Here is a 22,574-nt window from a genome sequence, read left to right on the forward strand (position 1 = left end):
TCCGGACGTGCCGCAGCGCTTGTGCCCGCACGGCTCACAGGCCCGTCGCCCTTTCGGCGACGGCGCGCCCTCGAGGCGGGCGACGGGGCACGGGGCTCTGACGGCAAGAGCGGGTAAACGGCCGGTACGGATGACGTCGTGTGCCGCTCCCCGATCAGCCGGGGCGTGCTCTGCTGTCGCAGGCAACGAGTGTCTGAGGAGGAGCGACCATGCCCCGCACAACCCGTATAGCCCTGGCCGCCGGGCTCGCCCTGGGACTCACCGCCGCTGCCGCCCCTGCCGTACCGGTGCTGGCCGCCGGGATGACGGCGGCCTCGGCCCCGCAGGCCGGCCCCGGTGACTCGGCGGGCGCGTCGGCGAACGAGCCGGTGGTCGAGTCGGCGGGCGGGTCCGCGACCGCCGTCATCAAGAACGTCACCGGGCGGACCCTCGGCACCGTCCGGGTCGAGCGATACGACGCGAAGAAGTCGCGGGTCAGCGTCAGCGTGCGGGGGCTCACTCCCGGGTTCCACGGCTTCCACGTCCACTCCACCGGGGTGTGCGACGCGCACTCCGTCGACCGGGCGACGGGCAGCGCCTTCTCCAGCGCCGGAAGCCACCTCGGCCCGGGGCAGCACGGCGGCGGAGCCGGCGACATGCCCCCGCTGCTGGCGGCCGCGGACGGCACCGCCTCCGCGTCGTTCGTGACCGACCGGTTCACCCTGGAGCAGCTGGGCGACGCCAACGGCAGCGCGTTCGTGGTGCACGCCGCGCCGGACAACTTCGCGCACATCCCGGACCGGTACTTCCACCGCCCCGATGCCGGCGGCGCCGTGGGCCCGGACGCGACCACGCGCAAGACCGGCGACGCCGGTGCCCGGATCGGCTGCGGCGTCGTCAAGGTCCACGCCTGATCCGGGTCCGCCGCCTCGCGGGCAGCCTCACTCGCGGGCAGCCTCACTCGCGGGCAGCCTCAGGAGATGTGGCGGCGCAGCCAGTCGACCAGCGGGACCAGCGCTCGCCAGGTCGAACGGACCCGGTCGAGGGTCTCGGGGGTGTGCAGCCATGGCTCCGGCTCGAACCGCCGCCCGGCGTGCAGCGTCTTGTGCCGGAGAAGGTCGAGCCGGGGATGGTCCTCCGGCGCGCCGCGGGGACGGGTCTTGAGCCGGTCGCCGCCGACCTCGATATCGCCGGGCAGGGCCCCGAGGATCTCCTCCAGCAGGGGCCCGGCGGTGTCGTCGTCCACGGCCTCGCGGAAACGTGCGACCTGGTCGCCCGACCCCCACCAGCCCGCCGCCACGTAGAGACCGTCGGCGTCCACCTGGACGTAGTAGCCCACGCCCTCCACGCCCACGCCGCAGTAGGCCCCCTGATGCGTCTTGTATGGCGACTTGTCCTTGGAGAACCGGACGTCGCGGTACGGCCGGAACAGGTGGGCCGGTCCGAACTCCGGCTCCAGCTCGTCCATGAGCGCGAGCATCGGCCCGCGCACACCCGTCTCGTAGAACCCCTTGTGGGCCGTCCAGTACGCCTTCGAATTGTCGGCGACGAGGCCCTCGTAGAAGATGAGCGCCTCGTCAGGGAACCCGCTGAAACCCATGCCACCCACCTTCGCACGCCCCACCGACAGTCCCGGGACCGGGACCGGGACCGGCACAGGCACCGGGGCCGGGGCCGGGATCACGATCGAGACCGGCACAGGGGCAAGCACCGAGAGAGCGACCAGCACAAGCACCGGGACCACGGCCATGACCGGGACAGGGACCGGGACAGGGACCGGGACAGGGACCGCGACCAGCACAAGCACCGGGACCGAGACCGGCACAGGCACCGGGACCACGGCCATGACCGGGACCACGGCCATGACCGGGGCCACGACCACGACCGAGTCGGGGATCAGGACCCGTACAGCGCGGACGCGTTCAGCGCCGCCGTCTCGCGGTGCCGAAGATCGTCCTGGTGATCTCCCGGCCGAGCGCGGTCGCGGCGGTGCGGGCCAGCGACCGGAACTCCTTCGAGGCGAGCATCCCTTCGAGCACCGACTGCCGGCGCGCCTCGGAGGGCCTGTCAACCGGCCGGTCCGCCGACCGGTCCGCCGGTCTCTCGGCCGGCGCCTCCCGCTCGGGCTCCCGCTGGGAGGCCAGTCGCGCGGTGAGGATCTCGTACGCCGACTGCCGGTCCACGGCGGTGCCGTACTTGGCCAGGAGCGGGGACGCGGCGATCACCCGTTGGACGACCGCCGGGTCGGACGGCGCCATGAGCGACTGCGGCGCCCGCAGCCGGGTCCAGGCGACCGGCGTCGGGGCACCCGTCTCGGACAGGACCGTGACGACCGCCTCCCCGATGCCGAGCTCGGTGAGCAGCCGTTCGAGGTCGTAGGAGGACTCGGGGAACGTCGAGACGGTCGCCTTCAGCGCCTTGGCGTCCTGCGGGGTGAAGGCGCGCAGGGCGTGCTGCACGCGCGAGCCGAGCTGGGCGAGGACGTCGGCCGGCACGTCCTTGGGCGTCTGGGTGACGAAGAAGACCCCGACTCCCTTCGACCGGATCAGCCGCACGGTCTGGGTGATCGATCGGAGGAACGCCTTGGACGCGCCCTCGAACAGCAGGTGCGCCTCGTCGAAGAAGAACACGAGCGACGGCTTGTCGGGGTCGCCCACCTCGGGCAGCGTCTCGAACAGGTCCGCGAGCAGCCACATCAGGAACGTGGAGAACAGCTGCGGCCGCTCCTGCACCGCCGGCAGCTCCAGGATGGAGATCACGCCGCGGCCGTCCGGCGTGGTCCGCAGCAGGTCGCGTACGTCGAACTCGGGTTCGCCGAAGAACGCCTCCGCCCCCTGGGCATGGAAGTTCACCAGGGCGCGGAGGATGACGCCCGCGGTGGACGCCGACAGCCCGCCGATGCCGCTCAACGCCTCCGGCGTCTCAGTCAGATAGCGGATGACCGCGATCAGGTCCTTGAGGTCCAGCAGCGGCAGCCCGTGCTTGTCGGCGAAGTAGAAGATCAGCCCGAGCGACGACTCCTGGGTCTCGTTGAGTTCGAGCACCCGCGACAGCAGCGTCGGCCCGAACGCGCTCATGGTGGCGCGCAGCGGGATGCCTTCCCCCACGCCGCCGAGGGAGAAGAACTCCGTCACGCAGCCCTGGGGTGTCCAGTCCTGGCCCACCTCGGCGGCCCGGCGGGCGATGCGGTCGCCCGGCTTGCCGGGCGAGGCCAGACCGGACAGGTCGCCCTTGATGTCCGCGAGGAACACCGGCACGCCGTGACCGGCGAGCTGCTCGGCCATGAGCTGCAGCGTCTTGGTCTTCCCCGTGCCGGTCGCCCCGGCCACCAGGCCGTGCCGGTTCATCATGCACACCGGGATGCGGATGCGCTCGGAGGCGTCGGCGGTCCCGTCCCCGCGAACGAGCGCGCCCAGCTCCAGGGCCGGTCCCTCGAAGTCGTAGCCCTTCATCGGTTCGTGTACTTCTTTCCGGGCGTGGTGCCGCCGAGCAGCTCCGAGACGGTCACGTACGTGAAGCCCTTGCGGTCGAGCTCGTCGAGCAGCCGGGGCACTGCCTCCACGGTTGTCGGGTGGATGTCGTGCATGAGCACGATGTCGCCCGGTTTGGCCGCGACGCTGCGCTGCGCGATCACCTTGGGGTTGCGGTTGAGCCAGTCGAGGGTGTCGACTGCCCACAGGATCTGCGCGAGCCCGCTCTGCTTGGTCTCGTGGTCCACCGCCTGGCTCGTCGCGCCGTACGGCGGGCGCATGAGCCGCATCGTCACGCCGGTCGCCTTCCGCACGGCCTCCTGCGTACGGTCGAGCTCCCGGCGCAGGGCGTCGGACGACAATCCGGGCAGTGAGGCGTGGTCCCAGGAGTGGTTGCCGATCTCGTGGCCCTCGGCGGCCATCCGCCGCACGAGGTCCCGCGTCTTATCGGTGATCATCTGCCCGAGCAGGAAGAACGTGGCCCGGGCGTGGTGGGCCGCGAGCAGGTCGAGGACGTGCCCGGTCTGTTCGCCCGGCCCGTCGTCGAACGTCAGCGCCACGCACTTGTGCCGCTTGCAGTCGACGTGCCGGGGCGGCGGCACCGCGGGCAGGCGCGGCCCCGGTGCTCCCCGTTGTGTCCCCGCGAGCCGGAAGCGCAGCAGATCGGGGTCGAGATGCCGCTGTGTGCCGAAGCGCGGATGCGGTGCCGCGGCCCCGTGCCGTTCCCCCGAGACCGGCACGGTCCTGACCTGCCCACACCCGCCGAGCAACAGCAACGACAGCAGCACGGATCCGATCCGCATACGACCCCCCGGAGCAGGCGGGGGGCCACGAACGCTACGGATAGCCTCCGGCCGCTCCCCCCCGCAGAACCTTTTCCAGCTCCTCCCACCAGGGCGGCACATCCGCCTTGAGCTCGGCATATCTGCGAGCCACCCGGATGGCGCATCCTGCTGGGTCCGTACCCAGGTGCCGGCACTTCACGGCACCCTCGCGCCAACGGTAAAAGCCCTCACGGAAGGTCACGACCAGGCCTATCCAGACGGAGAGAGTAGCCTCGTCGCCGATCTCGTAGGCGTCGGCCACCCCGAGCGCGGCGAGTTCCGCGCGAAGTTTTTCCACCGCGACTCGCGACTCACTCACCGGCCACCGCCCCCTGCACAGCAGACACGCACAAAAAGGGATGTACCCAACCTTGGAGCGGCGCTTGCGGATTCATTCTGTAATCATCGGCTACTAAGCGTCACCACGCAGCCCTTACTCGTCAGTCATGTACGGGTTCTCCGAGATCAGGAGGGCTCACGGGCGTCCTCGGCGACCCCGGCCCCGTCCGGAGGTGCTGCGCCGTCCGGAGGTACGGGTGGCTCGGTGACCACCATCACGAACCGCAGCGGTTCGCCGTGCTCGTTGGCGTAGCGGTGCGGCCGGTCGGCGCTGAACACGACGGCGTCGCCGGGGCCCATGACGTGGCTCCTGCCGTACACGGTCAGCGTGAGCCGTCCCTCAAGCACGGTGAGCATCTCGCGGGTGCCGGCGGGGTGCGCGTCGCCGTCGTGATGCTCGCCCGGCTCCAGCCGCCAGTCCCACAGCTCCAGGATCGCGGGCGCGTCCGTCCCCACGAGCAGGCGCGCCGATCCTCCCCCGGGATGCCGGAAGGTCACCACCTCCGACTCGTGCACGACCCGGACGACCGGGGTGTCGGCGACCTCCACCAGCCGCGCGAGGGTCACGCCCAGCGCGTCGGCGATCCGGGTGAGCGTGTTGACGCTCGGGTTGGTGCGGCCCTGCTCGATCTGGATGAGCATGCCGCGGCTCACGTTCGACCTGGCCGCGAGCTCGTCGAGGGTCAGCCCCCGATGGGCCCGCTGGCCGCGTACGTTCGCGGCGATGGCCGCGGTGATGGTCGCAGGATCAGCCATGAGTACAGCCTAGTGATCTGCTACTACAATCCATTGCACTATCAAGGCAAACTCTTGGGGGATCTGTGACGGCGGTGGCCCTCGCGACGGCATGCGCGGTGATCTTCGGCACGGCAGACTTCTTCGGAGGGCTCGCCACCAGGCGGTCGAAGGTGCTGGCCGTCGTCGTGCTCTCCCAGCTCGGCGGCCTGCTGCTGGTCGCCGCCCTCCTGCCGGCGCTGCCGGGCCACCCGAGCACGGCCGCGCTGGCCTGGGGAATGGCCTCCGGAGTCGCCGGTGCCTTCGGCATCGTGCTGTTCTACCGCGGCCTGGCCACCGGCATGATGTCCGTGATCGCCCCGACCACGGCCACGACCGCGATGGCGGTCCCCGTGGTGTTCGGGCTTCTCACCGGCGACCGGCCCTCCCCTCTGGCGCTCGTGGGCGTCGTGCTCGGACTGTTCGCCGTCCTGCTGGTCAGCCGCGAGCCGGACAACGGCGGGGCCCGCGGCCCGAAGGCCGGGCCGATCCTCGCCGCCCTGGTGTCGGGGGCGGGTTTCGGCGGGTTCTTCGTGCTGCTCAAGCTGGCCCCGGCCGACTCCGGCACGTGGCCGCTGCTCGGCGCGAGGATCGCGTCGATCGCGCTGGTCGCGCTGCTGGCCCTCGTGACGCGCAGGAGCCTGCGCCCGGTGCCCGGCAGTCTCACGGTGACGATCGCGGCCGGGGTGCTCGACATGGCCGCCAACGTGCTCTATCTCTTCGCGGCGCAGCGGGGGATGCTCACCCTGGTGGCCGTTCTGGTGTCGCTCTATCCGGCGAGCACGCTGCTGCTCGCGCGGTACGTCCTCGGCGAGCGGCTGAGTGCCGTACAGATCACCGGGGTCGGGTTCGCGCTCGGCGCGATCGCGCTGATCGCCGCCGCCTGAACCCCCGCCGCCTTGGCCCCCCGCCTTAACCGCCGTCTGAACCCTGGGGGCCGATGACGCGGGCGAGGGACCATGTTCCCGCGCCCGGTCAGGGGCCCGTCAGGTGCCTCAGGCAGGGGTCAGGCCGCGCACGCCTGCTCGGGGACGCGTACGACGCCCTCCTCGCGGGCGTAGTCCTCCAGCATCCCCCGGAGCTGGCGGCGGCCCCGGTGCAGCCTGGACATGACGGTGCCGATCGGGGTGCCCATCCGGTCGGCGATCTCCTTGTATGCGAAGCCCTCGACGTCGGCCAGATAGACGGCCACCCGGAAGTCCTCCGGAAGGGCCCGCAGGGCGTTCATCACGACGTTGTCCGGAATCTGGTCGAGCGCCTCGCTCTCGGCCGAGCGCAGCCCGGTCGACATGTGCGACTCGGCCGCGGCGAGCTGCCAGTCCTCGATCTCCTCGGCGGCCGACAGCTTGGGCGAGCGCTGCTTCTTCCGGTAGTCGTTGATGAAGTTGTTGGTGAGGATGCGGTGCAGCCAGGCCTTGAGGTTCGTGCCCTCACGGAACTGGTGATATGACGTGTACGCCTTCGCGACGGTCTCCTGGACCAGGTCCTCGGCGTCGGCGGGGTTGCGCGTCAGACGCATGGCGGACGCGTAGAGCTGGCTCGTGACCGGCACGACCTCACGCTCGAACCATGCCTGCCGCTGCTCGTCGGTCGAGATCATCTCTTCCCCCTACGGAACTTCTCCCCCGTTACCCGTCCGGCCGGAACACATGCGAGGTCACTCGTTCATCGTTGTGCCAAGGAACATCGTGCCGCTTGGGGCCTAAGCACGGTGTTAATGTCGTTCCGCCTGATCAGCGTCATCGCTGTGGAGACCAGGCCCGCGCGGCCAGGTCACGCGCAAGCCGAACAAGTCTCATTAGCGTAACATCGCAGCTTCAATCCAGAGTAAAATGTGGCAGATCTCACTGGCCACCCCGGGATGCGGACCAGTGGAGCCCGATAGGCGTCTTTGGTGTTCATGCCACGCGACATGTCAGAGTTGCGGGCATGAACCACCTGGATCGGCACGATCCGGTCACGAGGGCATGGGTGGCCGACGCCATCCAGGCCGTCGAGGCCGACGCCAACCGAAGCTGCGACACGCATTTGCATGTGTTCCCGCTCCCCTCGCACTGGGGTGTCGACCTCTATCTGAAAGACGAGTCGGTGCACCCCACCGGTTCACTGAAGCATCGTCTCGCCCGATCCCTTTTCCTGTACGGCCTGGCGAACGGCTGGATCGGGCCCACCACCACGATCATCGAGGCGTCGAGCGGGTCCACGGCCGTGAGCGAGGCGTACTTCGCCCGGCTGCTCGGCCTGCCGTTCATCGCGGTGATCCCGGCGAGCACCTCGCCGGAGAAGCGGGAGATCATCGAGTTCTACGGCGGCAAGTGCCACCTGGTGGACGACCCGAGAGCGATCTACGACGAGTCGCACCGGCTCGCCGCCGAGACCGGCGGGCACTACATGGACCAGTTCACCTACGCCGAACGGGCGACGGACTGGCGGGGCAACAACAACATCGCCGAGAGCATCTTCCAGCAGATGGAGCTCGAACGGCACCCGGAGCCCGCGTGGATCGTGGTCGGCGCGGGCACCGGCGGCACCTCCGCCACGATCGGCCGCTACATCCGCTACCGCCGCCACCAGACGCGGCTGTGCGTGGCCGACCCGGAGGGCTCGGCGTTCTATCCGTCCTGGGTCTCGGGTGAGGAGCACGGCGGCGCCGGTTCGCGCATCGAGGGCATCGGCCGGCCGCGGGTCGAGCCGTCGTTCCTGCCGACGGTCATCGACCGGATGACCCAGGTGCCGGACGCCCTGTCGATCGCGGCCATGCACTGGGTCAGGGAGGTCACCCGCAGGGAGGTCGGCGGCTCGACCGGCACCAACATCGCGGCGGCGGTGCAGATCATCAGGGAGATGCGGGAACGGGGCGAGCGCGGCAGCGTGGTCACGCTGATCTGCGACGGCGCCGAGCGTTACCGCGACACGTACGGCGACCCGCACTGGCTGTCGGAGCGGGGCATCGACATCACCCCCCACATCGAAGAACTACGCGCCTTCCTGCGGAGCTGACCGAGCCGACATGAGTGCGGGCCGGGGGATCCCCGGCCCGCGCTTCTCCTCGTGTGTCAGTCGCCGCCTCGCGTGCGTCGGTCGCCGCCTCCGTGTCAGTCGCCGAGCAGGGCGTCGACGAAGACCTCGGGGTCGAACGGCGCGAGGTCGTCCGGCCCCTCGCCGAGGCCCACCAGCTTCACCGGCACGCCCAGCTCACGCTGGACCGAGATCACGATGCCGCCCTTGGCCGTGCCGTCCAGCTTGGTCAGCGCGATGCCGGTGACGTTGACCACCTCGGCGAAGACCTGCGCCTGGCGCATGCCGTTCTGCCCGGTGGTCGCGTCGAGGACGAGGAGCACCTCGTCCACCGCCGCCTTCTTCTCGATGACCCGCTTGACCTTGCCCAGCTCGTCCATGAGGCCGGTCTTGGTGTGCAGCCGTCCCGCCGTGTCGATGATGACGGTGTCCGCCTTGTCCTCGATGCCCTTGGCCACGGCGTCGAACGCCACGGACGCCGGGTCGCCGCCCTCCGGGCCGCGCACCACGCCCGCGCCGACGCGGTCGCCCCACGTCTGGAGCTGGTCGGTGGCCGCCGCGCGGAAGGTGTCGGCGGCGCCGAGCACGACCTTCCTGCCGTCGCCGACCAGGACCCGGGCGAGCTTGCCCGAGGTCGTGGTCTTGCCGGTGCCGTTGACCCCGACGACGAGGACGACGGCCGGCCGCTCGCCGTGCGGCTGGGTGTGCAGGGTGCGGTCGAGGTCCGGCGCGATCTGCGTGAGCAGTTCCTCCCGCAGCAGCTTGCGCACCTCCTCGGGGGTGCGCGTGCCGAGCACCTTCACCTTCGTCCGCAGTTCCTCCACCATCGCGCGGGTGGGGGCCACGCCGACGTCGGCGGTGATCAGAGTCTCCTCGATCTCGTCCCAGACCTCGTCGTCGAGCCGGTCACGCGACAGCAGTTCGAGCAGGCCCCGGCCGAGGACGTTCTGGGAACGGGCGAGCCTGCCGCGCAGCCGCACCATCCGGCCGGCCGACGGCGGCGGGACCTCGATCTCGGGAGCCTTGATCAGCTCTTCGATCGGGGGCGCGGGCGGCGGCAGCGTGGTCGTCGTGCCGCCGTCCTCTTCGCCCAGCCCCGTCTTCGCGGGCTCCTCCGCGACGGGAGCCTTCGGCTCGGGCGGGGCCGGCGGCGCGGGCGGCAGGTCCTTCGCCTTCGGCCGGAACAGCAGCCACAGGCCACCCACCGCCAATATGGCGACGATGGCCACGATCACGATGATGCCGAGGTAACCGTCCACACCATGCAGTTTCCCAGATCGCCCGCATTACTCCGGACAGGGCGACTCGATCGGGCGATATAGAGGGGCGCGCCGTCGCGCCACGGACCGGCCGCGAGCGAGGCAGCCCTCCCCGGCGCGCCTCCGGCACGACCGCACTCCCCGCGCGCGCCTCCAGCACGACCGCACTCCCCGCGCGCGCCTCCAGCACGACCGCACTCCCCGCGCGCGCCTCCAGCACGACCAGAGCGGATGCGAGCGGCGGGGGTGGTGAAGTGCTAGACCTTCTCGCGGAGGCGCTGGCTGACGACCTGGGTGACGCCGTCGCCACGCATCGACACGCCGTACAGCGCGTCGGCGATCTCCATCGTGCGCTTCTGGTGCGTGATCACGATGAGCTGTGAGGTCTGTCTCAGTTCCTCGAACAGCGTGAGCAGCCGCTGCGTGTTGGTGTCGTCGAGGGCCGCCTCGACCTCGTCCATGACGTAGAACGGCGACGGGCGGGCCTTGAAGATCGAGATGAGGAACGCGACCGCGGTCAGCGACCGCTCGCCGCCGGACAGCAGCGACAGGCGCTTGACCTTCTTGCCGGGCGGCCGGGCCTCGACCTCGACCCCGGTCGTCAGCATGTCCTCCGGGTCGGTCAGCAGCAGGCGGCCCTCGCCACCGGGGAAGACCCGCTGGAAGATCCCCTGGAACTCGCGGGCCACGTCCTCGTACGCCGCCGCGAAGACCTGCTCGACCCGGTCGTCGACCTCCTTGACCACGAGCAGCAGGTCGCGCCGGGTCTTCTTGAGGTCTTCGAGCTGGGAGGTGAGGAAGGCGTGCCGCTCCTCAAGGGCGGCGAACTCCTCCAGCGCCAGCGGGTTGACCTTGCCGAGCTGGGTCATCTGCCGTTCGGCCGTCCTGGCCCGCTTCTCCTGCTCCTCCCTGACGTACGGCACGGGCGGGTCGCCCGGCACCGGCACGCTCGGCCCGTACTCCGCGATCAGCGGTTCGAGCTCGATGCCGTACTCCTCCAGGGCACGTTGCTCCATCTGCTCCAGGCGCAGCCGCCGCTCGGTCCTGGCCATCTCGCTGCCGTGGACCCGGTTGACCAGGGCGTCCAGCTCGGAGCTGAGCTCCCGCACACGCAGGCGCACCTGCTTGAGCTCGGCGTCGATCTGCCCGCGGGCCCGCTCGGCCTCGTCGCGCTCCTCTGCGGCCCGCGCGAGCGAGCCCTCCAGGGCGTTCAGGGCGGCACGCGCACCTTCGGCCACGGCCGCGGCGATCTCCGCCTGCCTGCGGCGACGTTCGCGGTCGGCCGCGGCCCTGGCCCGGTCCTGCCGCTCGCGCTGCGCCGCGCGCAGCAGCGCGTCGGCCCGGCCCGCGATGCCCCGCACCCGCTCCTCGGCCGTACGGACGGTCAGCCGGGCCTCCATCTCGGCCTGCCGGGTGACGCCGCAGGCGGCGGCCAGCTCGTCTCGGGTGTCGGTGGTCGGCTCCGCCTCCAGCTCGGCGGCGTACTCCGCCTCGGCGAGCTGCTCCTCCAGCTCCACGACCGCGGCCTGGGCCTGCTCGCGCGCCTCCTGGGCGTCCACCACCGACCGGCTCAGCCGGGCCGCCTCGTCCTGGGCGGCCTTGACGGCGGCCTCCAGCCGGGCGAGCTGCTTGGCCGCCGCCGCGGCCCGCTGGTCGGCCTCCCGCTGCCTGCCGCGCAGGCGGTCGAGCCCGGCCTGCGCCGCGTTCAGCCCGTTCTGTGCCGCGTTGACGCCGCTCTGGGCGGCGCTCACGCCGTTCTGCGCCTCCGCGACCCGCGCCTGCGCCGCCTCCAGCGCGAGCTGGCACTCCCGCTCGGCGGCCACGGCCTCGGCCAGCGCCTCCGCGTGCCGTTCGGCCTCGGCCCCGGCGGTGGCGAGATCGGCGGCGGCCTCGTCGAGCGCCGTACGCATCTGCAGCAGCGAGGAGCCGCCGCCCGAGCCGCCGTGCGCGGCGTTGACGCCGAGCAGGTCGCCGGACATCGTGACGGCCCGCAGCTCCGGATGGGCGTCCACGACCTTGCGCGCGGTGAGCAGGTCGGGCACCACGACCACGTCGGACAGCAGCGCCTCCACGGCGGGGCGCAGCTCGTCGGGCACGGTCACCAGGTCGGCGGCCCACTCGGCGCCCGCGACCGGTGTCTCCGGCCGCGCGCTCTGGTCGCCGTCACTCTGACGGTCGCCCGCGATCAGCAGGGCGGCGCGTCCGGCACCGGCCTCACGAAGGTGTTCCACGGCCGCGACGGCGGCGGTGAGCGAGGCCACGGCGACGCCGTCCACGGCCAGCACGGCCGCGATGGCGGCCTCAGCCCCCGGGCGTACGGCGAGCAGCGTGGCGATCGGGCCGAGCAGGCCGGGCAGCCCGGCGCCGAGCAGCGCGGCGGCCCCGTCCGCGCCCCCGGCCAGGCTCATCTCCAGGGCCTCGCACCGCGCCTGGAGAGCGGCGACCGCACGCTGCGACTCGGCGTCGGCGGCCCTGGCCGTGCTCACCGCGGCCTTGGCGGCGGCCAGCGCGTCCCTGGGCGCGGCCAGGTCGGCCCGCACCCGCTCCACGACGGCCTCGGCCTCCTCGGCCACGGCCCTGGCCTCCTCCACCGCGGCGCGAGCGAGATCGACGCTCTCCTGCGCGGCCTCCAGCTCGGCCGCGAGCCCGGGGTCGGCCGGCGCCTCGTCGACCGCCTGCGCGTCGAGCTCGTCCTGGGCCTGCTCCGCGCGCCGGGTGGCGTCCTCGACGGCCTTGGTGAGCCTGCCGATCTCGTCTCCGGCGGCCCTGGCCCGGCTTCTGGCCGACTCGACCTGGCCGCGGAGGCGGGCGAGGGCCTCCCGGCGGTCGGCCGCGGCACGGGAGGCGGCGGTCAGGCGCCGCTCCTCGGCGGCCAGCGCCTCCTCGGCCTCGGCGCGGGCCTCGACGGCGGCGTCGAGCCGCTCACGCGCCTCGTCCAGCTCCTCCGCCAGCACCCGTTCCTGCTCGCGCACCTCGGCGGCCTCGCGTTCCAGGTCCTCCGGGTCGCGCCCGCGCCGCTCGATGGAGGCGGCGTCCGCGGCGTGCCGCCGTCGTTCGGCCGCGAGGCTCTCCACGCCGCGCAGCCGCTCCCTCAGGCCGGAAAGACGGTAGTAGGTCTCCTGGGCGGCCTTGAGGCGGGGCTGGGCCTCGTTCTCGGCCGCCTCCAGCTCGGCCTCCCGCCGCTGGCCCTCGGCCAGCTCGGCCTCCACGTGGGCGCGCCGCGCCTGTACGGCCGCCTCGTCGGCCTCCTCACGCTGCAGCGTGTCGCGGAGGGTGATCACGTCGTCGGCGAGCAGGCGCAGCCGGGCGTCGCGCAGGTCGGCCTGGATGACTGCCGCCTTGCGGGCGATCTCGGCCTGCCGGCCCAGCGGTTTGAGCTGGCGGCGCAGCTCGGCCACGAGGTCCTGGACGCGGGTCAGGTTGGCCTGCATCGCGTCGAGCTTGCGGAGGGCCTTCTCCTTGCGCTTGCGGTGCTTGAGTACGCCCGCGGCCTCCTCGATGAACGCCCGGCGCTCCTCCGGCCCCGCGTGCAGCACCTGGTCGAGCTGGCCCTGGCCGACGATCACGTGCATCTCCCGGCCGATGCCGGAGTCGGACAGCAGTTCCTGGATGTCGAGCAGGCGGCAGGTGTCGCCGTTGATGGCGTACTCGCTCTGGCCGGAACGGAACATCAGCCGGCTGATCGTCACCTCGGTGTAGTCGATCGGGAGCGCGCCGTCGCTGTTGTCGATCGTGAGGGTGACCTCGGCGCGGCCGAGCGGCGGGCGGCTCGAGGTGCCCGCGAAGATGACGTCCTCCATCTTGCCGCCGCGCAGCGACTTGGCGCTGTGCTCGCCCATCACCCACGCGAGGGCGTCCACGACGTTGGACTTGCCGGAGCCGTTGGGGCCCACCACGGCGGTGATGCCCGGCTCGAAGCGGAGGGTGGTGGCCGAGGCGAAGGACTTGAAGCCGCGTAAGGTGAGCGTCTTCAGATACACGTCCGCCCCCCTCGGTGCCGCCTGGCGTTTGGGGGGAAGACTACAGCGCCCGGCGGCCGGGGATGTGGTGATAGGCGCCCGTGGCCGATTGGGAAATGAATTCGGGTAAGGCAAGACGGGCGGTTCGCCCATCCCGCCCGTGGCCCGTTACTTATGATCAGTCAACCGTTTTTATGATCAGTTAACCGTCGAATCAAATTGCCGGGGAACGACGGCGCAAATGGCAAGGGACGCCTTTGCGGGGCGTCCCTACAATCCTTTCCCGTTCCCGCCGGGCCTCAGGTGAGAGCCGGCTCGCGATCCTGCAGCCGGACCAGGGCCTCGTCACGAGTTTGCGCCGCGAGCGCGTCGTTCTGGGCCTGGAGCCGGGTGAGTTCTGCCTCGAGGTCGCGGATGCGCTGCTGGAGACGGCGCATTTCCGAGATCATCCGAGGATCAGGACCGCCGACGTGGCCGAGTAGAGCCTTCGCCATAGTAAAGGGTCCTCCACGCTGAGTGACCAGACTGGTTCGCGCACTTCATGCCGCGGGAGGGGTGCGCGTGGTTCCTCTCAAGAGTCGCACCGGCGATGGAGGCGGTCAAGTTGAACGCTCCGCACAGACGCACCGGTGGGCACTCTCGCTAGATAAATATACCGGATTTAGGAGGTTTGAGGGAAGCCCTACCTCTCGACAAACCCGGCGATACCTCTCTTCGCATCGCTCCAGCGCTCGACCACCCCCTCGACGTGGCCGGGCGTGTCTCCGGTGCGTAACAACGACAGGAGTTTCTCGCATGACTCCCTCGGGCCCTCGGCGACGACCTCGACCCTCCCGTCGGCCAGGTTCGAGGCCCACCCGACGAGCCCGAGCTCCAGTGCGCGGGCGCGGGTCCACCAGCGGAACCCCACACCCTGCACCCGTCCACGGACCCATGCCGTCAACCGAACCACGCCTACAAGTATCCAGATCGACTCCGGCCGACGCAGCGGGGGGTGGTCTAAGGGCGGGCGCTCCTCGGGCGGGGCTGGCACTTCGGGCAGCTGTAGGAGGACCTGTTCATGAACGCCTCCCGCCTGATGGGCGTTCCGCAGCGGCGGCACGGCTCGTCCCGCCTGCCGTACACCGCGAGCGAGCGGTCGAAGTAGCCGCTCTCGCCGTTCACGTTGACGTAGAGGCTGTCGAAGGAGGTGCCGCCCTGCCCCAGCGCCTCGGTCATGACCTCGCGGACCGCCGCGAGCAGTTCGGCGATCTTCGGCCGGGTCAGCGTCTCCGTCGGCCGCGCCCAGTGCAGGCGCGCGCGCCACAGCGCCTCGTCCGCGTAGATGTTGCCGACCCCGCTGATCAGCGACTGGTCGAGCAGCGCCCGCTTGATCCCCGTACGGCGCAGCCGCAGCCGTACGGCGAACTCGGCGTCGTCGAAGGCGTCCTCGAGCGGGTCGGCGGCGATGTGCGCGATCGGCTCCGGCACCGGCCGGCCGAGACCGGAGGTCATGGGCGCCACCAGCAGGTGCCCGAAAGTGCGCTGGTCGACGAAGCGTAACTCCAGGCCGCCGTCGGCGAAGCCCATGCGCACGCGCAGGTGCTTCTCTATCGGCGACAGCGGGTCCACGACGAGAAGCTGACCGCTCATGCCGAGATGGGCGATCAGCGCCTCGCCGGGCTCCTCCTCGCCGGTGGCGTCGTCGCGCAGGGGCAGCCACAGGTATTTGCCGCGCCGCTCGGCCGACGCCAGCGTGCGGCCCTTGAGCTGGGCGGGCAGATCGCCGACGTTGCGCCGGACCGCCCGGGGGTGCAGGACCTCGGCCGCGGCCACCGTCCGGCCCGCGACCCAGCTCTCCAGGCCCCTGCGGACGACCTCGACCTCGGGCAGTTCGGGCATGCGCCGTCTCCCGTGCTCAGGCGTGTACGGGACCGGCGCCCTCGCGGGCGTCGCGCACCGCGCGGATCGCGGTCCAGGCCGCCTCGGCCGCCTGCTGCTCGGCCTCCTTCTTGCTGCGGCCCGAGCCCTTGCCGTACTCCTTGCCGCCCACGCGCACGACCGCGGAGAACGACTTGGCGTGGTCGGGCCCGCTCTCGTCCACGTGATACTCCGGCACGCCGAGCATCTCGGCGGCGGTGAGCTCCTGCAGGGACGTCTTCCAGTCGAGCCCGGCGCCGAGCGACGCCGACCGCGTGATGAGCGGGTCGAACAGCAGGTGGACGACGCGGAACGCCTCGTCGAGGCCCTTGTCGACGTAGACCGTGCCGATCAGGGCCTCCAGCGTGTCGGCCAGGATCGACGACTTGTCGCGGCCGCCGGTGCCCTCCTCGCCACGGCCGAGCCGCAGGTATTTGCCGAGGTCGAGCGTCCTGGCGACGTCGGCTAGCGCGCGCATGTTGACCACGGCGGCGCGCAGCTTGGCGAGCTGGCCCTCCGGCAGGTCCGGGTGGTTGCGGAACAGCGTGTCCGTCACCACGAGACCCAGCACCGAGTCGCCCAGGAACTCCAGGCGCTCGTTCGTCGGCAGTCCGCCGTTCTCGTACGCGTACGAGCGGTGCGTCAGCGCCCGCTCGAGGATGCCGGTGCTGAGCCGGACATCCAGGATCTGGAACAGCTCGTCTCTCGCGACCTCGACGGGCACGGGCTTTACAGACGGCGCGGCCATGAAATCCTCCCAACTCCTAGGTGCAGGCAGGGCCGTGCACGGGAGGCAGGCGGGCCGGCCGAAGGCCCGAAGGCGTGGTGGACGCCGGTCCGCCGGGAGCCGATGGCCCCGGCGTCCACCACGGCCGCGGGCGTACATGTCGGTGCGTACCGTCCAACCGCCACCGCACGTTCCTATGGAGCACGGTAACTCTTTGAAGCACGGTAACGCCGACCGGCTCGCTTTGACGATCCGGCCGGCGTCCCGACGTCCCTTACCGCACGCGCGATCAGGCCGACGGCTCGACGACCTGACGACGGTTGTAGGTGCCGCAGCTCGGGCACGCCACGTGCGGGCGCTTGGGCGAGCGGCACTGCGGGCAGCTCACGAGTGCGACCGCCGCCGCCTTCCACTGGGACCTGCGGGCGCGGGTGTTGCTCCGCGACATCTTCCGCTTGGGGACGGCCACGTCAACCCTCCTGATCGTCTTCCTGTTCCACAACCAAACCCTGCAGCGCCGCCCAGCGGGCGTCGATCGCTTCGTGCCGGTGGTCAGGGCCGGCCTCCGCCAGCCTGATCCCGCACTCCGCACAGAGACCGGGGCAGTCATCACCGCACACCGGGCTCAGCGGCAGTGCGAGCACCACCGCGTCACGGAATACCGGCTCGAGATCGAGCAGTTCGCCGTCGAGGAGCAGATCGTCCTCTCCGGCGTCCTCCGCCGAGTAGAAGTAGAGCTCCTGGAAGTCGACCTCGATCTCCGAGGTCAACGGGTCCAGGCAGCGCGAGCACTCCCCCGTCAGGGGAGCCTGCGCCGTGCCCGTCACGAGCACGCCCTCCATCACCGCCTCGAGCCGGATGTCCAGCTCGACGTCGGCGTCCTTGGGAACGCCGATCATTCCGACGGCGAGATCCACCGGTGCCGGGAGAACCGGGCTGAGTGTGCGCATCGATCCCGGTCGGCGCCCCAGGTCATGGGTGGAGATCACCCAGGGGGCTCGGGGATCGAGGCTGTGCAGACTCATCCTGCTCTCGTTAGGCATGGCGAATCACCGCCGTCGTGCAAGGCTGAAAGGCAAGAATACCAGCCCCGGTTCAGCCTCTGAGCCGCTCCACCAGCAGCTGGTGGACGAGGTCGGGGACCAGGCCGGACACGTCCCCTCCGTACCGGGCGATCTCCTTGAGCCTGCTCGACGACAGGAAGGAGTATTCCGGGTTGGTGGACATGAACAGCGTCTCGACGCCCGACATCCGATAGTTGAGCTGCGCCATCTGCAGCTCGTAGTCGAAGTCGCTGACCGCGCGCAGGCCCTTCACGATGGACGGGATGCCCTGCTGCCTGCAGAAGTCGACCAGCAGGCCGTGGAACTTCTCCACGCGGACGTTGCCGTACTCCTTCGTCACCGCCTGGAGCATCTCGATGCGCTCGTCGACGGTGAACAGGCTGCGCTTCTCGATGTTGATGAGCACGGCCACGACGACCTCGTCATACAGCCGTGACGTCCGGCCGATGATGTCCAGATGACCGTTGGTCACGGGATCGAACGACCCCGGGCAGACGACACGACGCAAGGCGCACCCCCATAGATTCACGGGTTCCCGGCTGCGTGACCGTACCAAACGGCCGCTTCGCCGTATCGACGGACCCTGTCTTCCGTGAAGCCCGCGGGCCACACCAGGTCCTTACCCCTCGACTCCCGTTCCACGGCCACGAGCGCGCCCTCGGCCAGCCAGCCGTTGTCGCGCAGCGCCGTCAGCACCCGCGTGACCGCCTCGTCGGAGACGGCGTAGGGCGGATCGGCGAAGACGAAGTCGTACGGCTCCTCGCACGGCCGGGCCACCACCCGCTCGACCTTCTCGGCCCGCAGCGCCGCGCCCGGCAGCCCGAGGGACGCGATGTTCTCCCTGATCGTGCGCGCGGCCCTGGCGTCCGACTCCACCAGCAGCGCGTGGGCGGCCCCCCGGCTCAGCGCCTCCAGCCCGACGGCGCCCGACCCGGCGTACAGGTCGAGCACCCGGACCCCGTCCAGCGGGCCGAGCGCGGAGCCGACGGTGGCGAACAGGCCCTCCCGGGTGCGGTCGCTCGTCGGCCTGGTCGATCTCCCCGGTGGGACGGCCAGCCTGCGTCCCCCCGCCGTCCCTGCGATCACCCGCGTCACACCTTCATTGTCCCGCCCCCGGCGGCCGTCCCGGCACAGCGGAGGGGCACGGAGTCAAGAGTGGGCAAGCCGCGGCGACGAATGAGTAAGAGCCGTATCGCGGGGTCGGTCACTTGCGCATCATGAGTTCTGCGGCCTTCGCGGTGACCCAGGGGGAGGCCGGCCGGCGTGGTCGTGAGCCCTTCCGCACGCCGGCGCCCTCGGCACCTGACCCGAGGGCGGGCCCAGCCGGGGACGGCATTCGGGGGGAGGCCGTCCCAAGGCTGGGCCCTGGGTCGTTTAACGGGCGTCGTGTTCACACGGCGCCCGTTTCATTTCCCCCCTCACGCCTTCTCGAGGTATTCGGCGCGTTCGCCGGCGACCATGGTGTCGATCTCGGCGCGCAGGGCCGGGTGGGCCGACAGCTCGGAATCGGCGGACAGCAGGGCGGTCGCCTCGGCCCGGGCGGTCTCGATCACGTCCTCGTCGCGCAGCAGTTGCAGCAGCTTGAGCGAGGACTTGCGGCCCGACTGGGCGGCGCCGAGCACGTCGCCCTCTCTGCGCTGCTCCAGGTCGACACGGGACAGCTCGAACCCGTCCAGGGTCGCCGCCACCGCGTCGAGCCTGCGGCGCGCCTGGGTGCCCTCCGGGGCCTCGCTCACGAGCAGGCACAGCCCGGGCAGCCCGCCCCGGCCCACCCGGCCGCGCAACTGGTGGAGCTGGGAGACCCCGAAGCGGTCGGCGTCCATGATGACCATCACCGACGAGTTGGGGACGTCGACGCCGACCTCGATGACCGTGGTCGCGACCAGCACGTCGATCTCGCCCCGGGCGAAGGCCCGCATCGTGGCGTCCTTGTCCTCGGGCGCGAGCTTGCCGTGCAGCGCCTCGATCCGCAGGCCCGACAGGGGGCCCTCGGCGAGCATGCGCGCGACGTCGAGCACCGCCAGGGGCGGCCTGCGCTCCTCGTCGTCCTTCGCCAGGTCGCCCTCGTCGCCCTCCTGGTCGCCGATGCGCGGGCACACCACGTAGGCCTGGCGGCCCAGGCCGACCTCCTCGCGCACCCGCTGCCAGGCGCGGTCGAGGTAGTGAGGCTTCTCCGCGGCGGGCACCACATGGGTGGTGATCGGGGCCCGCCCCGAGGGGAGCTGGGACAGCGTGGAGACCTCCAGGTCGCCGAACACGGTCATCGCGACCGTGCGCGGGATCGGCGTCGCCGTCATGACCAGCACGTGGGGGCGTCCGCCGCCGCCCTTCTCGCGCAGCGCGTCGCGCTGTTCGACGCCGAACCTGTGCTGCTCGTCCACCACGACCAGGCCGAGGTCGGCGAACTGCACGTGCTCCTGCAGCACGGCATGAGTGCCGATCACGATGCCGGCCGCGCCGGAGGCCGCGTCGAGCAGCGCGCTCCGCCGCGCGGCGGCCCCCATCGAGCCGGTGAGCAGCGCGACCGCCGTCCCGCCGAACATGCCGCCCGCCGCGAGGTCGCCCAGCATGTTCACGATCGACCGGTGGTGCTGCTGGGCGAGGACCTCGGTGGGGGCGAGCAGCACGGCCTGCCCGCCGGAGTCGACCACCTGAAGCATCGCGCGCAGCGCGACCACGGTCTTGCCCGCGCCGACCTCGCCCTGCAGGAGCCGGTGCATGGGGTGTTCGCGGGCGAGGTCGGCGGCGATCTCCTCGCCGACCTGCCGCTGCCCCTCGGTGAGCTGGAACGGCAGCCGCTTGTCGAACTCGCGCAGCAGCCCGTCGTCGCGCCCGGGACGGGCCCGGGCGAGCCAGGCGGACGCGGCCATGCGCCGCCGCACCAGCACGGCCTGCAACACGAACGCCTCGTCGAACTTCAGCCGGTCGTGCGACCGGGCGACGTCCGCCTGGCTGCGGGGCCGGTGGACCCGCCGCAGCGCATCCTCGATCGGCAGCAGCCCCAGCCGCTCCCGGATCTCGGCGGGCACCGGGTCGTCCAGGCTGAGCACGTCGAGCACCGTGCGCACGGCCCGCCGGATCTTCCAGCTCGGCAGCCCCTGGGCGGAGGGATAGATCGGCACCAGTGCGGAGGCGAACTCCTCGGCCGTCTCCTCCGTCTCGTCGAACGACTCGTATTCGGGATGAGTGAGCGAGACGCGCCTGGTCCTCCCGCCGACGAAGACGCCGACCTTGCCGGAGAACATCGCCTCGGTGCCCGGCGTGAGCCGCTGCTCGGCCACGTAGGCGCCCTTGCCGAAGAACGCCAGGTGGAGCTTCTCCTTGCCGTCGGTCACCTCGATGTCGAGCCAGGTGCCCTGCCGGTTCTTCATCGGCCTGCGCACGGCCGACGACACCTTCGCGACCACGGTGACGTGCTCGTCGTGCTCCAGCGACGCGATGGGCGTCAGCTCCCCGCGCTGCGCGTATCGCCGCGGATAGTGGCGCAGCAGCTCACCGACCGTGCTGATGCCCAGGGCGCTCTCCAGCGAGGCGGCCGACCTGCCGACCACCTTCTTGAGCGGCTCGTCGAAGCTCGTCACGACACCAATTACTACCCGTACGGGCCGACAATCCGGCTACTCGACGCCGATCAGGAGGGGATAACCGCCCTGTCCGCCCTCGTACACGACGATCTCCAGGTCGGGGCGGACCCGCTCCAGATGGACGCGTACGGCGGGCAGGAGCGGCTCGGGCGCGCACGCGCCGGCGACGAGCGTGACCATTTCGCTGCCGCCGGAGACCAGGCGCCGGACGACCTCGACCGCGGTCTCGGTCAGGTCCGCGCCGATCAGCGCGACGTCGCCGTCCACCACCCCGAGCACGTCGCCGGGGCGGCAGGTCCCGGCGCTGGTCATCGCCTCGCGGTCGGCCACCCACACGTGCCCGTGGCGGGTGTGCCCTGCCGCGTCGGTCATCGCCACGATGTCGTCGTCGAAGCGGCGCAGCGGGTCGTGCACGGCCAGCGCGGCCAGGCCCTGCACCGACGCCCGGGTGGGCAGGACGCTGACCGTCACGCCCTCCTCCCTGGCGATCTCCGCGGCGGCCACGGCGACGTCATGTGTGGCGGCGTCGTTGGGCAGCACCGCGACCTCGGTGCCGGCCTCCCGGACGGCCCGCAGCAGGGCCGCCGCCGTCGGAGCGGAGCCCGGCTCGCGCCGCACGACCACCGCCCCCGCCTCCCGGAACAGGGCCGCCAGGCCGTCCCCCGCGGCGACCGCGACGACGCCCCGCGCCGGGCCCGGCTCGTGCGGCCGTCCCCCGAGGTAGGTCACCTTGATCCGGTGGGGCCGTCCCGCGCGCAGCCCTGCCTCGATCGCCGCGCCCGCGTCGTCCACGTGGACGTGGACGTTCCACAGGTCCTCCCCGCCGACGATCACCAGGCTGTCCCCCAGCGCGTCGAGCTCGCCCCGCAGCCGGTCCACCTCCTGCGCGCCCGCGTCGAGGAGGTACATGACCTCGTAACCGGGGCCGCCCGTGTCCTGCGCCTGCTCGGGCGCGATCCGCGCGGCCGGGGCGGGCACCTCGTGGCGCTCGCTGTACGCCTCGGTCACCACCTCGGCCAGGCTCTCCAGCATGATCACCAGCCCGGCCGCGCCCGCGTCCACCACGCCGTTGCGGGACAGCACGCCGAGCTGACCGGTCGTACGGCGCAGGGCCCGCCGCGCCTCGTCGGCCGCCCGGCGGGCCACCTCGGCCAGGTCGTCGGGCGCGTCGCGCACGGCCTGCGCCGCCGCCGACAACACGCTCAGCACCGTGCCCTCCACCGGGCGGACCACCGCCGCCCTGGCCATCTCGGCCGCCCTCGTCAGGCCGTCGCGCAGGTCGGCGCCGCCTCCCGGCGCGCGCCCGAGCACCTCACCCAGGCCCCTGACGGCCTGGCTGACGATCACCCCGGAGTTGCCCCGCGCGCCGAGCAGGGCCCCGCGCGTCAGGGCCTGCCAGGTGGCGTCCGCGTCCGCGCCGCCGGGCAGCGCGTCCACCGCCTCGGCCGCCGACAGGATCGTGAGGTGCAGGTTCGTGCCGGTGTCCCCGTCGGGCACGGGGAACACGTTGAGCGCGTCGATCTCCGCCCTGGCCCGGCCGAGGGCCGCCGCGCAGTGGCGCGACCAGCGGCGCACGGCGGGGGGATCGAGCACCTTGAGCATCCGGCAGACCTTCCTTCCGCGCGATCCGGCCCCCCGATGCGCTACCGTTGGCGGGTACGAGACTATCCCCCGTTCG

At 71.8% G+C, this 22,574-nt stretch carries 21 protein-coding genes; 3 read left to right on the plus strand and 18 right to left on the minus strand.

Annotation, left to right across the window (positions count from 1 at the left end):
* Window positions 1–209 precede the first annotated feature (209 nt).
* Window positions 210–893, plus strand: coding sequence for a superoxide dismutase family protein (locus HCK04_RS06790; RefSeq protein WP_142646018.1), 684 nt, complete (start codon window positions 210–212; stop codon window positions 891–893).
* Between the two features lie 59 nt (window positions 894–952).
* On the opposite strand, the gene HCK04_RS06795 is transcribed toward HCK04_RS06790, so the two are convergent.
* The 5 genes from HCK04_RS06795 to HCK04_RS06815 form a co-directional block, all read right to left on the minus strand.
* A complete protein-coding gene (locus HCK04_RS06795) occupies window positions 953–1,579 on the minus strand; it encodes a DUF2461 domain-containing protein (protein ID WP_142646019.1) in 627 nt (208 codons plus the stop codon).
* Between the two features lie 322 nt (window positions 1,580–1,901).
* The gene (locus HCK04_RS06800) at window positions 1,902–3,431 is read right to left on the minus strand and encodes a helicase HerA-like domain-containing protein (RefSeq protein WP_142646021.1); all 1,530 of its coding nucleotides are present in this window, start codon (window positions 3,429–3,431) and stop codon (window positions 1,902–1,904) included.
* Window positions 3,428–4,252, minus strand: a complete 825-nt coding sequence (locus HCK04_RS06805; RefSeq protein ID WP_142646023.1) for a polysaccharide deacetylase family protein — start codon at window positions 4,250–4,252, stop codon at window positions 3,428–3,430. Before HCK04_RS06805 ends, HCK04_RS06800 begins: the two co-directional genes overlap by 4 nt.
* 34 nt (window positions 4,253–4,286) lie before the next feature.
* Window positions 4,287–4,592, minus strand: coding sequence for a hypothetical protein (locus HCK04_RS06810; protein ID WP_079312678.1), 306 nt, complete (start codon window positions 4,590–4,592; stop codon window positions 4,287–4,289).
* Window positions 4,593–4,738: 146 nt separating this feature from the next.
* Window positions 4,739–5,368, minus strand: coding sequence for an XRE family transcriptional regulator (locus HCK04_RS06815; RefSeq protein ID WP_142646025.1), 630 nt, complete (start codon window positions 5,366–5,368; stop codon window positions 4,739–4,741).
* Between the two features lie 65 nt (window positions 5,369–5,433).
* Between HCK04_RS06815 and HCK04_RS06820 the strand changes: the two genes are divergently transcribed.
* Window positions 5,434–6,273 carry a DMT family transporter gene (locus HCK04_RS06820; protein ID WP_142646027.1) on the plus strand — a complete coding sequence of 280 codons (840 nt, stop codon included), beginning with the start codon at window positions 5,434–5,436 and terminating at the stop codon, window positions 6,271–6,273.
* A 119-nt stretch (window positions 6,274–6,392) separates the two neighbouring features.
* Here HCK04_RS06820 and HCK04_RS06825 read toward each other — a convergent pair whose 3' ends face one another.
* Entirely contained in the window at window positions 6,393–6,986 is a 594-nt protein-coding gene (locus HCK04_RS06825) for a sigma-70 family RNA polymerase sigma factor (protein WP_142646029.1), read from the minus strand.
* 329 nt (window positions 6,987–7,315) lie between these two features.
* Between HCK04_RS06825 and HCK04_RS06830 the strand changes: the two genes are divergently transcribed.
* A complete protein-coding gene (locus HCK04_RS06830) occupies window positions 7,316–8,386 on the plus strand; it encodes a PLP-dependent cysteine synthase family protein (protein WP_142646031.1) in 1,071 nt (356 codons plus the stop codon).
* 95 nt (window positions 8,387–8,481) lie between these two features.
* Here HCK04_RS06830 and ftsY read toward each other — a convergent pair whose 3' ends face one another.
* From ftsY to HCK04_RS06890, 12 genes are all read right to left on the minus strand, one after another.
* Window positions 8,482–9,663 carry a signal recognition particle-docking protein FtsY gene (gene ftsY, locus HCK04_RS06835; protein ID WP_142646033.1) on the minus strand — a complete coding sequence of 394 codons (1,182 nt, stop codon included), beginning with the start codon at window positions 9,661–9,663 and terminating at the stop codon, window positions 8,482–8,484.
* A 257-nt stretch (window positions 9,664–9,920) separates the two neighbouring features.
* Window positions 9,921–13,643: an AAA family ATPase gene (locus HCK04_RS06840; RefSeq protein ID WP_142646035.1), complete on the minus strand. Its 3,723-nt coding sequence runs from the start codon at window positions 13,641–13,643 to the stop codon at window positions 9,921–9,923.
* Between the two features lie 278 nt (window positions 13,644–13,921).
* Window positions 13,922–14,116 (minus strand): hypothetical protein, encoded by a 195-nt coding sequence (locus tag HCK04_RS06845; RefSeq protein ID WP_036331364.1) that lies wholly within the window; start codon window positions 14,114–14,116, stop codon window positions 13,922–13,924.
* A 188-nt stretch (window positions 14,117–14,304) separates the two neighbouring features.
* Window positions 14,305–14,586, minus strand: a complete 282-nt coding sequence (locus HCK04_RS06850) for an acylphosphatase (protein WP_221889882.1) — start codon at window positions 14,584–14,586, stop codon at window positions 14,305–14,307.
* A gap of 35 nt (window positions 14,587–14,621) precedes the next feature.
* Window positions 14,622–15,503, minus strand: coding sequence for a bifunctional DNA-formamidopyrimidine glycosylase/DNA-(apurinic or apyrimidinic site) lyase (gene mutM / locus HCK04_RS06855; protein WP_142646037.1), 882 nt, complete (start codon window positions 15,501–15,503; stop codon window positions 14,622–14,624).
* A 16-nt stretch (window positions 15,504–15,519) separates the two neighbouring features.
* The gene (rnc, locus tag HCK04_RS06860; RefSeq protein ID WP_142646039.1) at window positions 15,520–16,269 is read right to left on the minus strand and encodes a ribonuclease III; all 750 of its coding nucleotides are present in this window, start codon (window positions 16,267–16,269) and stop codon (window positions 15,520–15,522) included.
* A gap of 268 nt (window positions 16,270–16,537) precedes the next feature.
* Window positions 16,538–16,717, minus strand: coding sequence for a 50S ribosomal protein L32 (gene rpmF / locus HCK04_RS06865; protein ID WP_142646040.1), 180 nt, complete (start codon window positions 16,715–16,717; stop codon window positions 16,538–16,540).
* 1 nt (window position 16,718) lies between these two features.
* On the minus strand, window positions 16,719–17,273 hold the full coding sequence (locus tag HCK04_RS06870) for a YceD family protein (protein ID WP_142646042.1): 555 nt from the start codon (window positions 17,271–17,273) through the stop codon (window positions 16,719–16,721).
* 70 nt (window positions 17,274–17,343) lie between these two features.
* Window positions 17,344–17,820: a pantetheine-phosphate adenylyltransferase gene (coaD, locus tag HCK04_RS06875; protein WP_142617375.1), complete on the minus strand. Its 477-nt coding sequence runs from the start codon at window positions 17,818–17,820 to the stop codon at window positions 17,344–17,346.
* A 17-nt stretch (window positions 17,821–17,837) separates the two neighbouring features.
* Window positions 17,838–18,407 carry a 16S rRNA (guanine(966)-N(2))-methyltransferase RsmD gene (rsmD, locus tag HCK04_RS06880; RefSeq protein ID WP_142646044.1) on the minus strand — a complete coding sequence of 190 codons (570 nt, stop codon included), beginning with the start codon at window positions 18,405–18,407 and terminating at the stop codon, window positions 17,838–17,840.
* 323 nt (window positions 18,408–18,730) lie between these two features.
* The gene (recG, locus tag HCK04_RS06885; protein ID WP_142646046.1) at window positions 18,731–20,893 is read right to left on the minus strand and encodes an ATP-dependent DNA helicase RecG; all 2,163 of its coding nucleotides are present in this window, start codon (window positions 20,891–20,893) and stop codon (window positions 18,731–18,733) included.
* Between the two features lie 36 nt (window positions 20,894–20,929).
* Window positions 20,930–22,498: a DAK2 domain-containing protein gene (locus tag HCK04_RS06890; RefSeq protein ID WP_142646048.1), complete on the minus strand. Its 1,569-nt coding sequence runs from the start codon at window positions 22,496–22,498 to the stop codon at window positions 20,930–20,932.
* Window positions 22,499–22,574: the final 76 nt, after the last annotated feature.

Origin of the sequence: Microbispora sp. CL1-1 (assembly GCF_012034195.1) — a bacterium.
Lineage (GTDB): Bacteria > Actinomycetota > Actinomycetes > Streptosporangiales > Streptosporangiaceae > Microbispora.